At 70.7% G+C, this 12,728-nt stretch carries 12 protein-coding genes; 8 read left to right on the forward strand and 4 right to left on the reverse strand.

Features of this window, described 5'->3' with window-relative positions:
• The 5 genes from glnD to dapE form a co-directional block, all read left to right on the forward strand.
• Positions 1-2,603 (forward strand): [protein-PII] uridylyltransferase (gene glnD, locus A7A76_RS07425; RefSeq protein ID WP_206410596.1); only part of this gene is annotated, 2,603 nt, incomplete at its 5' end.
• Positions 2,579-3,502 carry a 2,3,4,5-tetrahydropyridine-2,6-dicarboxylate N-succinyltransferase gene (dapD, locus tag A7A76_RS07430; RefSeq protein WP_428995102.1) on the forward strand — a complete coding sequence of 308 codons (924 nt, stop codon included), beginning with the start codon at positions 2,579-2,581 and terminating at the stop codon, positions 3,500-3,502. The genes glnD and dapD, both read left to right, overlap by 25 nt.
• A 2-nt stretch (positions 3,503-3,504) precedes the next feature.
• Complete coding sequence (locus A7A76_RS07435) at positions 3,505-3,975, forward strand: hypothetical protein (RefSeq protein WP_206410598.1); 471 nt, start codon at positions 3,505-3,507, stop codon at positions 3,973-3,975.
• A 76-nt stretch (positions 3,976-4,051) separates the two neighbouring features.
• Positions 4,052-4,411, forward strand: coding sequence for an arsenate reductase (locus A7A76_RS07440; RefSeq protein WP_206410599.1), 360 nt, complete (start codon positions 4,052-4,054; stop codon positions 4,409-4,411).
• Positions 4,408-5,556 (forward strand): succinyl-diaminopimelate desuccinylase, encoded by a 1,149-nt coding sequence (gene dapE, locus A7A76_RS07445; protein WP_206410600.1) that lies wholly within the window; start codon positions 4,408-4,410, stop codon positions 5,554-5,556. Before A7A76_RS07440 ends, dapE begins: the two co-directional genes overlap by 4 nt.
• A gap of 134 nt (positions 5,557-5,690) precedes the next feature.
• Here the strand turns inward: dapE and A7A76_RS07450 are convergent, their stop codons facing one another.
• A complete protein-coding gene (locus tag A7A76_RS07450; RefSeq protein WP_206410601.1) occupies positions 5,691-8,108 on the reverse strand; it encodes a penicillin acylase family protein in 2,418 nt (805 codons plus the stop codon).
• Between the two features lie 111 nt (positions 8,109-8,219).
• On the opposite strand from A7A76_RS07450, the gene A7A76_RS26360 reads away from it, so the two are divergent.
• From A7A76_RS26360 to asnB, 3 genes are all read left to right on the forward strand, one after another.
• Positions 8,220-8,270, forward strand: coding sequence for a DUF6053 domain-containing protein (locus tag A7A76_RS26360; protein WP_428995103.1), 51 nt, complete (start codon positions 8,220-8,222; stop codon positions 8,268-8,270).
• A 134-nt stretch (positions 8,271-8,404) separates the two neighbouring features.
• A complete protein-coding gene (locus A7A76_RS25830; RefSeq protein WP_277425796.1) occupies positions 8,405-8,536 on the forward strand; it encodes a hypothetical protein in 132 nt (43 codons plus the stop codon).
• Positions 8,537-8,650: 114 nt separating this feature from the next.
• The gene (gene asnB / locus A7A76_RS07455; protein WP_206410602.1) at positions 8,651-10,336 is read left to right on the forward strand and encodes an asparagine synthase B; all 1,686 of its coding nucleotides are present in this window, start codon (positions 8,651-8,653) and stop codon (positions 10,334-10,336) included.
• A 57-nt stretch (positions 10,337-10,393) separates the two neighbouring features.
• Here asnB and A7A76_RS07460 read toward each other — a convergent pair whose 3' ends face one another.
• The 3 genes from A7A76_RS07460 to A7A76_RS07470 all read right to left on the reverse strand — a co-directional run.
• Positions 10,394-10,867: a hypothetical protein gene (locus A7A76_RS07460; RefSeq protein WP_206410603.1), complete on the reverse strand. Its 474-nt coding sequence runs from the start codon at positions 10,865-10,867 to the stop codon at positions 10,394-10,396.
• Between the two features lie 157 nt (positions 10,868-11,024).
• Positions 11,025-12,179, reverse strand: a complete 1,155-nt coding sequence (locus A7A76_RS07465) for a polysaccharide deacetylase family protein (RefSeq protein WP_206410604.1) — start codon at positions 12,177-12,179, stop codon at positions 11,025-11,027.
• A gap of 152 nt (positions 12,180-12,331) precedes the next feature.
• On the reverse strand, positions 12,332-12,728 hold a 397-nt coding region (locus A7A76_RS07470), incomplete at its 5' end, for a tetratricopeptide repeat protein (protein WP_206410605.1).

A 12,728-nucleotide genomic window follows, 5' to 3' on the forward strand; every position in this document is an offset into this window, starting at 1 on the left:
CCGGCAGTCCCGCCGCGGTCCGCGCCGCGCTCGCGGCGGTGGACGCCGCGCTGGCCGAGCGCTTCGACAACGGCGGCGACGCCGACATCGACAAGCTGCTGCGTGCGCGCGCCGACGCGGTCGACGCGCAGGTGCGCGCGGCCTGGCGCGCCTGCATCGCCGGCGACGCGCCGCTGGCGCTGTTCGCGGTCGGCGGCTACGGCCGCGGCGAGCTGTTCCCGCAATCGGACATCGACCTGCTGGTGCTGGCCGAACCCGACGCGCAGGCCGCGCAGGCCGAGCAATTGGGCTGCTTCTTCGCCAGCCTGTGGGACGCCGGCCTGCCGGTCGGCCACGCGGTGCGTTCGGCCGCGCAGTGCACCGAGGCCGGCAGCGACCTGACCGTGCTCACCGCGATGCTGGAGGCGCGCCCGATCGCCGCCGACGCGGTCGCGCGCATGGCCTTGCAGGCGGCGATCGCGCCCTCGCAGGTGTGGCCGGCGCGCGAGTTCTTCGCCGCCAAGCGCGACGAGCTGCGCCAGCGCCACGCGCGCTACGGCGACACCGCCGACAACCTCGAGCCCAACCTCAAGGAAGGCCCGGGCGGCATGCGCGACGTGCAGACCCTGCATTGGATGGCGCTGCGCATCATCGGCACCGCCGACCTGGAATCGCTGGTCTCCATCGGCCAGCTCGGCGCCGACGAATGGGCCACGCTGGAACGCGAGCGCCGCGCGCTGTCGCGGCTGCGCTTCGGCCTGCATCTGGTCGCGCGCAAGCGCGAGGAGCGGCTGCGCTTCGATTATCAAAAATTGCTGGCCGAACGACTGGGCCATGTCGACAGCGCCGACAACCTCGCCGTCGAGCAGATGATGCAGGGCTTCTACCGCAGCGCCGCGCTGGTCCAGCGCGTCGGCGAGCGCCTGCTGCAGCGGTTCGAGGAACAGATCGAAGGCGAGGCCGCGCCGGTGGCGCTGGGCGCGCCGTACGAGGCCTTCGAGCTGCGCCGCGACTACATCGCCGCGTGCGACCCGCTGTGGCCGGGCGACGCTTACGACGTGTTCGGCCTGTTCGCCGCCTGGGCCGCGCACGACGAGATCCGCGGCCTGCACTCGCGCACCGCGCGCGCGCTGGCCGAAGCGCTGACCAAGGTGCCGAGCTTCGATGCGGCCGAGCCGGCGCTGCGCGAGCGTTTCCTGAAGATCCTGCGCGGCCCGCATCCGGTGCATGCGCTGGAACGCATGGCGCGCCTGGGCGTGCTCGGGCGCTGGATCCCGGCGTTCTCGAAAGTCTCCGGGCGCATGCAGTTCGACCTGTTCCACGTCTACACCGTCGACCAGCACACCCTGGCGGTGCTGCGCAATCTGGCGCGTTTCGCCTCCGGCGTGGCCGACGAGCGCTTCAGCATCGCCCACGAAGTGTGGCCGCGCCTGCGCAAGCCGGAACTGCTGCTGCTGGCCGGGCTGTTCCACGACATCGCCAAGGGCCGCGGCGGCGACCATTCCGAACTCGGCGGCGACGATGCGCGCGCGTTCGGCACGACCATGGGCCTGAGCGAATCCGACACTGCGCTGGTGGAGTGGCTGGTGCGCCAGCATCTGCTGATGTCGGTGACCGCGCAGAAGCAGGACATCGCCGATCCGGAGGTGATCCATCGCTTCGCCAGCAAGGTCGCCGACCGCGAGCATCTGGATCATCTGTATCTGCTGACCTGCGCCGACATCGCCGGCACCTCGCCGAAGCTGTGGAACGCGTGGAAAGACCGGCTGCTGGCCGATCTGTACACCGCCACCCGGCTGGCCCTGCGCCGCGGCCTGGAACATCCGGTCGCGGGCGCCGAGCGCGCGGCCGAGACGCGCGAGGCCGCGCACGCGATGCTGGCCGCGTTCGGCGCGCGCGACGAGGACATCGCCGCGCTGTTCGCGCGCATGCCGCAGATCGCGTTCCAGCGCGGCCGCCCCGATCAGATCGCGTGGCAGGCGGCGTCGTTGCGCGGCGTCGCGCTCGGCGACACCCGGGTGCGCGCGCGGCCGGTCAGCGCGCACGGCGGCGCGCATGCCGGCGCGCTGGAAGTGTTCGTGCATTCGCCCGACCGCGACGGCTTGTTCGCGGCGATCGTCGCCACCCTCGACCGGCTCGGCCTGGCGATCCAGCAGGCGCGCGTGCTCGACGGCCCGCACAACGCGATCTTCGACACCTTCGAAGTGGTGCCGACCGATCCGCGCCAGCCGCCCAGCGCCGAGGACGTCGAGCGCCGGCTGGCCGCGGCGCTGGCCGGGCCGCTGGAGAAGATCCGTCCGGCGCGGCGCGCGCAGCCGCGCCATCTGCGCCATTTCCGCATCGCCCCGCAGATCGAGTTTTCCGCTTATTACAAGGACGGCCAGGCGCGGCCGCGGACCATGCTGAGCCTGGTTTGCACCGACCGCCCGGGGCTGCTGGCCGATGTCGCCCAGACCCTGCGCCGGCAGAACCTGCGCGTCTACGATGCGCGCATCGCCACCTTCGGCGAGCGCGCCGAGGACGTGTTCCAGATCACCGACGAGCGCGACCTGGCGCTCGACGAAACGCAACAGCAGGCCCTGCGCGATGCGCTGCTGGCCTGCCTCGAAGGAGAAAGCCGATGAGTCCCGCCCCCAAGAAGACGACCAAGAAGGCCGCCAAGTCGGTCAAGAAGAAGCCCGAGGCGCCGGGCGCCGACGAACTCAAGTTCATGATCGACAGCGCCTTCGAGCGCCGCACCATGCTGACCCCGGACGAGGTCGAAGGCTCGACCCGGCCGACCGTGGAGCGGGTGATCTCGGGCCTGGAGCAAGGCGAGTTCCGCGTCGCCGAGCCGGACGGCAAGGGCGGCTGGAAGGTCAACGAGTGGCTGAAGAAGGCGGTGCTGCTGTACTTCCGGGTCAACGACATGCAGGTGGTCGAGGCCGATCCGGCGCCGTTCTGGGACAAGGTGCCGGCGCGCTTCGAAGGCTATGGCGAGGCCGATTTCCGCAAGCTCGGCGCGCGCGTGGTGCCCGGCGCGATCGCCCGCCGCGGCGCCTACATCGGCAAGGACGTGGTGCTGATGCCGAGCTTCGTCAACATCGGCGCGCACGTCGGCGACGGCACCATGGTCGACACCTGGGCCACGGTCGGCTCGTGCGCGCAGATCGGCAAGCACTGCCACCTGTCCGGCGGCGCCGGCATCGGCGGCGTGCTGGAACCGCTGCAGGCCTCGCCGACCATCATCGAAGACCACTGCTTCATCGGCGCGCGCTCGGAAGTGGTCGAGGGTTTCGTCGTCGGCCACCACAGCGTGATCGGCATGGGCGTGTTCCTGGGCCAGAGCACCCGCGTCTACAACCGCGCCACCGGCGAGATCAGCTACGGCTACGTGCCGCCGTACAGCGTGGTGGTGTCCGGGCAGTTGCCGGCCAAGGACGGGTCGCATTCGCTTTACTGCGCGGTGATCGTCAAGCAGGTGGATGCGAAGACGATGGCCAAGACCAGCATCAACGAACTGCTGCGCGGCCTGGCGGACTGAGCATGGGCGCGCCCGCGGCGTCGAGCCTGTCGAATGCGTTCATGACCCGGCTGGTGAAAAAGCCGTTCCCGGGCATGGCCCTGGCCGTGCTCGGGGTGATGCTGGTGGGCGGCGTTTTCAGCCGTCCCCTGCAGCCGGCGAGCGTGATCGTCGCCTTGGGCCTGGTCGCATTGACGGTGCTGATCCAAAGGGCGATGGCGCGGCATCTGGCCGACGAGGTCGTCGACGGTGGCGACCATCTGCTGGTGCGCTCGGACGGGATCGAAGAAAAGGTCATGCTGCGCGACGTGGCGGCGGTGCGCCGCGGCTTCGGCAACAATCCCGAGCGCCTGATCCTGACGCTGCGCCGGCCGGGACGGCTGGGCGATACGATCGCATTCATTCCCAAGGGGATTCGATGGTTTCCTTACGTCGAGCATCCGCTGGCGTATGAGCTCAGGACACGCGCGCAGCTATTGCGTCTGCATACGTGAGCCGGCGCGCGTCCGTCGGCCATCGCGATCGCGCGCGTTGCGCGCAGACTTTTACCGATCCAAAGGTTGATCTGTCATGACCACCCTGTACGGCCTCAACAACTGCGACACCTGCAAGAAAGCCCGCAAGTGGCTAGACCGCTTCGGCGTCGCCCACACCTTCGTGGATTACCGCGACAACCGCCAGACGCCGGAAACGCTGATCGAGTGGAAGACCCAGCTCGGCGGTTGGGAGGCGTTGATCAACAAGTCCTCGACCACCTGGCGCACGCTGCCGCCGAACCGCAAGGAGCCGGCGTCGGACGCGGAGTGGAAGCTGCTGCTCAAGGAATACCCGCAGCTGATCCGCCGGCCGGTGGTGGTCACCGACGACGGCAAGGTGACCCAGGGCTTCAGCGACAACGGGTTCAAGCAGCGTTTCGGGATCGGCGCGTGAGCGCGACCGGTGCGCCGAGCGAGGTGCTGGCGCTGACTTGCGAATTGATTTCGCGCGCGTCGGTGACGCCGGCGGATCTGGGCTGCCAGGAACTGATCGCCCAGCGCCTGCAGCGCGCGGGCTTCGTCTGCGAGCATTTGCGCCATGGCGAGGTCGACAACCTGTGGGCCACGCACGGCGACGGCGACGGGCCGACCTTGGTGTTGCTCGGCCACACCGACGTGGTGCCGTCCGGGCCGGCGGAAAGCTGGGCCAGCGATCCGTTCGCGCCGCAGATCCGCGACGGCGTGCTGTACGGCCGCGGCGCGGCCGACATGAAGGGCAGCGTGGCCGCGTTCGTGGTCGCGCTGGAACGCTACGCCGCGGCGCATCCGCATCATCCCGGGCGGGTCGCGCTGTTGCTGACCTCGGACGAGGAAGGCGACGCCATCGACGGCGTGCGCCGCGTCGCCGAGACCTTCCGCGCGCGCGGCGAGCGCATCGACTGGTGCGTGACCGGCGAGCCTTCGTCCACGCGCAAGCTCGGCGATCTGCTTCGCGTGGGACGTCGCGGCACCTTGTCGGCGACGCTCAAGGTGATCGGCGTGCAGGGCCACGTCGCGTATCCGGACAAGGCGCGCAATCCGATCCACCAGGCGATGCCGGCGCTGTCGGAACTGGCGGCGCGGCGCTGGGACGAGGGCTACGAGACGTTTCCGCCGACCTCGCTGCAGATCAGCAACCTCCACGCCGGCACCGGCGCCAACAACGTGATCCCGGGCGAGCTGCAGGTCTTGTTCAACCTGCGCTACAACCCGAGCTGGAACGCCGAGCGGCTGGAGCGCGAATGCGAGGCGATCCTGCGCGCGCACGGGCTGGAGTACGACATCGCCTGGTTCCGCGGCGGCGAACCGTTCTACACCCCCGAAGGCCCGCTGCGCGCGGCCGCGCGCGAGGTGCTGGCGCGCTTCGCCGGCGCGGCGCCGGAGGAGAGCACCGGCGGCGGCACCTCGGACGCGCGCTTCATCGCGCCGCTGGGCGCGCAGTGCATCGAGATCGGACCGGTCAACGCGAGCATCCACAAGGTCGACGAGAACGTCGCGTTGGCGGACCTGGAGGCGTTGCCGGATCTGTATCTGGCGTTGATCGAGCGCTTGATGCGCTGAGCGCGGCCGCGTTTGCCCCCTGTAGGAGCGGCGCAAGCCGCGACCGCGACATTGCAGCTACGTCGAAAGTTGCGCCGTAGTTGTGTTGTCGCGGTCGCGGCTCGCGCCGCTCCTACAGGGAGGCGCGGCGAAACCTACTTCGCCGGCTCCAGGGTCATCGTGTACTTCGCCGGGCCCGGCAGGAACGGCGTCGGCCGGCCGTGCACCCAGTCGTCGTGGCCGGCGCCCCAGAACGGCGACAGCGGGTGGCCGCTCTGGCCGCCGGGCATGTGCACGATGCCGTCGGCTTCGTGGCCGGGCGACACCACCATGCGTTCGGAGGCGCCGAAGTTCGGCCGCTGCACGCGCGGCATGGCCGCGTCGCCCGGCAACTGGTCCGGCGGCATGCACAGCGCGCGGCGGGCGAAGCCGGGCAGGGCCGAGGCCAGCGGGTGGCAGATCGAGGCGGTGTTGTGTTCGCCCCAGGTGCGCTGCGCCAGTTGCGCGGCGGCGCCGGCGCCGGGCTTCACGCCCAGGCCGTCCAGGGCGTCCTGCGCGGCGTGTTCGAGCAGGCCGTCCCACGACTGTTCGTTGCGCGGCAGCAGGTGCGCGGGGCGCTGGGTCAGCAGCGGCCAGATCACGCCTTCCATCTGCTTGAGGTCGGGCATTTCGAACTGCGCGCCCAGCGCCGATTGCGCCGGCGCGGTCAGGCCGTTGGCGATGCGGGTGAACACCGCGCGGCGCCAGTCGCGGACCAGGCGGTAGCTGACCGAACCCGGTTCGGCGCGGCCTTCCCAGCGCTGCGAGGCCTGCGCCAGCGCCGCCAGCGCGGGCCGGTCCTTGGCCTGCGCGGCCTTCGCGCCTTCGCTTTGCAGCAGCTCCCACCAATGCTTGAGGAACAGCGCGCGATCGTCGAGCTGGATCGCCAGCAGGTCGCGTTCGTCGAAGCGCTGCCTGGCGAACAGGCCGTCGCGGATCTGCCCGGCGCGCGCGCCGAGCACGTAGTCGCCCTGGCCGATGCGTTCCAGTTCCAGGCCTTCGAGCGTGCGCGTGTTCGCGGTCCACAGCCGTCCCGACGGCGGCGCCACCAGGCTCGGCGCGTCGGCGGTCTGGATCGCCCACGGCGGGCAGGTCGGCGCCGGCAGCGCGCGACCGGCGGCGTCGGCGTTTTCGACCAGGGCCGCGGTGGAGCAACTGCCTTCGCGTTCGGGAATCGGGCCGAGCAGGCGCCAGGCGATCTTGCCGTCGCGGTCGCCGACCACCAGGTTCTGCACCGGCAGGGCGACGCCGCGCGCGACTTGCAGCGCGTCGTCGACCGAGCGCGCGCGCAGCAGGCCAGTCAGGCCCAGGTTGAGCGCGCCGGGCAGGTGCGCGCTCCAGCGCAGCGCCAGCGCGCTGCCGTCGGGGTTGTCGTGCAGCAGCGGGCCCCAGGCGGTTTCGCGCACCAGCAGTTTCTCCGGCGCGCGGCCGGCGACGGCGATGGATTCCTCGAAGGTCTTCAGGCCCGCGCAGGCGCCGGGCTTGGCGTCGCTCGCGCAGCCCGGCTGCAGCGACCAGTCGGCCCAGTCGCCGTAGCTGTTGGTGAAGGCCCAGGCGACGTGGCCGTTGCTGCCGACCACCACCGCCGGCAGGCCGGGCAGGGTGAAGCCGGCGGCGTCGGTCTTGCCGCCGGGCGCCTGCGGGTCGGGATAGCGCAGGCGCGCGCGGAACCAGATGTTGGGCGCGCGCAGGCCCAGGTGCATGTCGTCGGCGACGATGGCGCGGCGGTCCTTGGTCAGGCTGCCGGCGACGGCGAAGTTGTTGCTGCCGATTTCGTCGAGGAACGGCAGCGGCACCAGGGTGCCCGGCGGCTGCGAGGGCAGCGTGCGCAGGTCGAGCTGGTCGGGGCCCGGCAGCGCGGCGTCGCCGAACGGCGCGCCGTACAGCGGCGCGTCCCAGGTGCTGCCGGGATTGGTCAGCAGCGCGAACAGCGCCGGCGGCACGTGCGGCTGGATCCGCCACAGCGCCAGCTCGCGCGCGTTGTCGCCGCCTTGCAGGTCGAAATACATGGCGTAGCCGACCAGGGCCGAGTCCGCGCTCGTCCACGGTTGCGGGTCGGCGCGCAGCAGCAGATACGGCCAGGGCTTGCGCGACAGCCCGTTCAACCCGGCGTTGACGCCGTCGGCGTAGGCCTGCAGCAACGCGGCCTGGTCGCCTTCGAACGCAGCCAGTTCGGCCTGCACCCGCGCGCGCAGGCGGTGCACGCGATGGCGGCGGTCGTAATCGAGCGCGCGTTCGCCGAACAGCGCCGACAGCTCGCCGGCGGCGGTGCGGCGCAGCAGGTCCATCTCGAAATAGCGCTCCTGGCCGTGGACGTAGCCGAGCGCGCGCATCGCATCGATCTGGCTGGCCGCGTCGATGGTGACCACGCCGATCGCATCGCGCTGGACCTGGGCCGGCGTCGACAGTCCGCTCAGCGCGGGCGTGCCTTGCAGTTGCGGGAGACTGCCGCGCAGCAACCACCAGGCGCCGCCGGCAACGAGCAGGAACAGGCAAAACAGCGCGAGCACGGCGCGCTTGATCCATTTGGCCATGAAGGTCCTCCGTTGCCCGCGAGCTTAGCCGATGCGGGTGCGTATGCGCTGCCGCGGCGTAGCGGCAGCGCCGTCTCATGAAACCAGCTCGATGGGGGCTGCAGCTGTTTTGTGGGAGGGCCTTCAGGCCCGATGCCCTTCTTTCGGATCGCAGCGATCTGAGACAAAGGCATCGGGCCTGAAGGCCCTCCCACAACAGCGGCCAACCTCCCACAACAGCGGACAAACCGAGGCGGCCGCCGCCGATTCGACCGGCGGCGCTTGCATCCGGTCCGGTCCTCAAGCAGGATCGGCCCATGACCTCGCGCTTCGCCACCGCCGAATTCCGCCGCGCCGCCGCCGCCGGCCGCGCGCGCCAGGCCGTGTCGAACCTGCGCGCCAACAACAATAACCGCAATAACGCCAGCCTCCCGCGGGCCGGCGATTAGCGCGCGCAACACACGCTAACTCGCTCACGAAGCCCGCGCCGACCAGCGCGGGCTTCGTCGTTTCAGGCCTTCGAACTCCCATCCCACCGCTGCAACCTTCCTGGAGATTCCCCGATGTGCTCGATCCTCGGACTGTTCGACCTGCGCGCCGGCGCCGACCTGCGTCCGCTCAGACCCCTGGCGCTGTCGCTGTCGGCGCGGCAACGCCACCGCGGCCCCGACTGGTCCGGCGTGCACGCCGAACCGCGCGCGATCCTGGTGCACGAGCGCCTGGCCATCGTCGATCCCAGCGGCGGCTCGCAGCCGCTGCGCTCGGCCGACGGCGAGCTGGCGCTGGCGGTCAACGGCGAGATCTACAACCACCGCGAGCTCGAGCAACAGCTCGCCCGGCCGTATGCGTTCCAGACCAAGTCCGACTGCGAAGTGGTCAACGCGCTCTATCGCGAAGGCCTGGCGCCGGCCGAGCTGCTGAACCGGCTCAACGGCATCTTCGCCTTCGCCTTGTGGGACGGCGCGCGCGGGCGTTACCTGATCGCGCGCGATCCGATCGGCGTGTGCCCGCTGTACTGGGGCCACGACGCCGACGGCCGCCTGTGGGTGGCGTCGGAAATGAAGGCGCTGGCGCGGCTGTGCGACGACGTCGCGCCGTTCCCGCCCGGGCATTACTACGACAGCGACGTCGGCGCGCCGGTGAAGTATTACCAGCGCCCGTGGCGCGACTACGCCGCGGTGCAGGGCGTGGAAGCGGACAAGCGCGAACTGCGCGAAGCCTTCGAGCGCGCCGTGCACCGGCAGATGATGAGCGACGTGCCCTATGGCGTGCTGCTGTCCGGCGGCCTGGATTCCTCGCTGGTCGCCGCCTGCGCCGCGCGCTTCGCCCGCCGCCGGATCGAGGAGGACGACCAGTCCGAAGCCTGGTGGCCGCGCCTGCATTCCTTCGCCATCGGCCTGGACGGCTCGCCCGACCTGGCCGCGGCCGAAGTCGCCGCGCAGGCGCTGGGCACCGTGCACCACGGCTTCACCTACACCTTCGAGGAAGGCCTGGACGCGTTGCCGGACGTGATCGCCCACATCGAGACCTACGACGTCACCACCATCCGCGCGTCCACGCCGATGTTCCTGCTGGCGCGGCGGATCAAGGCGATGGGGGTGAAGATGGTGCTGTCGGGCGAGGGCAGCGACGAAATCTTCGGCGGCTACCTGTATTTCCACAAGGCGCCCAACGCGCGCGAGTTCCACGAAGAGCTGGTGCGCAAGCTCGACGCGCTGCACAGCTTCGACTGCCTGCGCGCGAACAAGTCGATGATGGCGTGGGGCGTGGAGCCGCGGGTGCCGTTCCTGGATGTGGAGTTCCTCGACGCGGCGATGCGCATCGACGCGCGCGCCAAGATGGTCGACAAGGCCGCCGGCAAGATCGAGAAGTCGATCCTGCGCGAAGCGTTCGAAGGCTATCTGCCCGATTCGATCCTGTGGCGGCAGAAGGAGCAGTTCAGCGACGGCGTGGGCTACGGCTGGATCGACGGGCTCAAGGCCCACGCCGAGGCCCAGGTCAGCGACCGCGACCTCGCCGCGGCGGCGGTGCGCTTTCCGATCAACACCCCGCAGACCAAGGAAGCGTATTACTACCGCAGCATCTTCGAGCGCCACTTCCCGGGCGACGCTTGCGCCAACACGGTGCCGGGCGGCAAGTCGATCGCGTGCTCGTCGCCGGCGGCGATCGCCTGGGACGCGGCCTTCGCCAACGCGGCCGATCCGTCGGGGCGCGCGGTGGCGGGGGTGCATCAGGCGGCCCTGGCCTGAGGCCGCCGCGGGCGCCGCTTCGCCGTCGCGGCGAAGGCGGCGCCCGTGCGAGCGCGCTTACTGGCCGCAACCGTCCCAGCTGCGGGTGAAGGTCTTGTGTTCCATCTCCGTGCTGTCCGGGCATTTGACGCTGACCTGGGCGCTGGCCATCAACTTGCAGCCGGGGCTCTTGAACACGACCGTGCCGAGCTGCATCGGTTCGCCGGAGTAGCTGTCGAAGCCGTCGCGCTCGCGGCTGTCGAGTGTCCATTTCGGATTCGCATCGTTGCGGCTGGAGATTTCGGCCTTGATCAGGTAATAGCTCGGGTTCGCGACCGTGCCCTGCGCGAAGGGATGGCGGACGACGCCGACCTCGGTGCGCACGCCGGCGGTGGTCGCGGTCTGGTAGAAGGTGTGCTTCATTTGCGCGCTGTACTTGCCGTTGCACACGGGGGCGTTCTGCCAGTCGCTCGGCGGCGGCGATGCGAGCGCGGCCAGCGGCACGGCGGTCAGGACTGCGGCGAGCAGGGGAAGGCTACGGATAAGGCGCATGGGATGTCCCTGAGAGTGATGATCGGGTCCGCGCCCGGCCGGCGGCTGCGCCGTGGCCGAACGCGCGACCGGCGGCGCATGCGTTGCGCCGCCGCTACTTCACTCGCAAATTGACCGGAAACCGGCTCATTGCCCTGAGCGGCCCGCTGCGTACGGCTTACTCCGGCAACGGATAACGCCGGCAGTCGAGCCACTGCACGCCCGCGCCGCGGGTCTGGCGCAGCACCCACGGCAGCGCGGTGCGCGCCTTGTCGTGGATGTCGTGGAACAGGACCGTGCCGTGCCGCCACAGCAGCATCAGGCTCAGCAGCCGGCCCTGGACCTGGCCGGCGTCGACCTTGGCGTTCCAGTCCTGCGAGTCGATCGTCCACAACGCCACGCGCAGGCCCTGCTCGCGGAAGAATTCGCCGCTGTCGGCGCGGCGCTGGCCGTAGGGCGGGCGGAACAGCGGGCGGTACAGGGCGCTGGCCTCGCGCCGCACCAGCGCGTCGCTGCGGATCACCGAGTCCTGCCACTGCGGCCAGCGCGAATGCGATTGATGCTGCCAGCCGTGCGAGGCCACGCACATGCCGGCGTAGGTCTTGGCCGGCGCTTCGGCGGCCAGTCGCGGTTGCAGGCGTTCGCCGAGCACGAAGAAAGTCGCGTTGAGCTTGTGCTCGCGCAGGGTGCGCAGCAGCGCGTCGGTGCTGCCGCCGGGCGCGGTCGGGCCGTCGTCGAAGGTCAGCAGGAACTGGCGGTCGGGCAGTTCGCTGCCGTCGATTTCCTGCGCCGAGTAGGTGTCGATCTCGCTGCTGGTGCGCGGGAACAGCGCGGCCAGGCGCAGTTGTTCGTCGAGATAGATGCGGTGGAAGCGCGCGGCATCGCTGCGCCACGCCGCGAACGCGGGCGTCGGTGCGGCATCGACGCCGGCGGCCAGCGTGCGCAGCGCGGCGGCGTCGGCGGCCGGCGCGCAGAACGGCTCGCGCGGCGCGCAGGCGCGCGCGGCCAGACGGTAGTTGTCGGCGAGTCGTCGCCACCAGCGCGCGCGGATCTTGTCGAGGCTGGCGCGGTCGATCTGTTTGAGGCGCAGGCGCTGCGCCAGCGCGGCGTCGTCGAGCGGTTCGGACAACGCCAGTTCGTGGGCGAAGGCGAGGATCTCCGCGCGCGAGGCGCGGTCGAACGCGGCCGGCGAATCGATCGGCTGCGGCCACAGGGCGCGGTCGGCGCTGGCGATCTCGGTCGGGCCGGCGGCGTACAGCGGCGCGGCGGCGAGCAGCGCGCACAGCGCGACGAGGCCGGCGAAGACGCGTTGGCGTCCTTGCATCGTTTCCATTGGGTTCCTCTCCATAGGGTTTCTCGGCCTGCTCGATTCGTGCGTTAGTGCGTTAACACGTTAGTGCGACAGCGCATTGATGCGTTAATGCATTGACGTATTAACGTATCAATGCGTGGAGGCATTCGCGCGCCACCGCGGCGTCGGCGGTTTCAATAGCCGCTGACCCGCTGCAAGGCTTCGTCGTAGCTCTTGTCCGGCTTCTCGCGCCGCGCCGCCAGATAGTTCGACATCGCCCGCTCGTACTGCCCGTCGAGTTCGTAGAGCTTGCCGATGTTGTAGTACGCACCGGCGCGGATGGTCGCCGCGCCCGCGCCCTTGGCCAGGGCAATGGCGCGGCGCGAGGCCCAGATCGCCTCGGCCGCGCGGCCCTTGCGCACATAGGCCAGGCCGAGGTTGCTGAAGGCCAGCGCGTAGCCGGGGTCGAGTTCGATCGCCTGCTGGTAGGCGGCGATGGCGCCGGCGAGGTCGCCGCTGCGGTAGGCGGTTTCGCCGCGCTGGTTGGCCGCGACCGCGCTCTCGCCCGCGGCCGCCGCGGCCGGCGCGTCC

It is taken from the genome of Lysobacter enzymogenes, from assembly GCF_017168095.1.
GTDB lineage: Bacteria > Pseudomonadota > Gammaproteobacteria > Xanthomonadales > Xanthomonadaceae > Lysobacter > Lysobacter enzymogenes_D.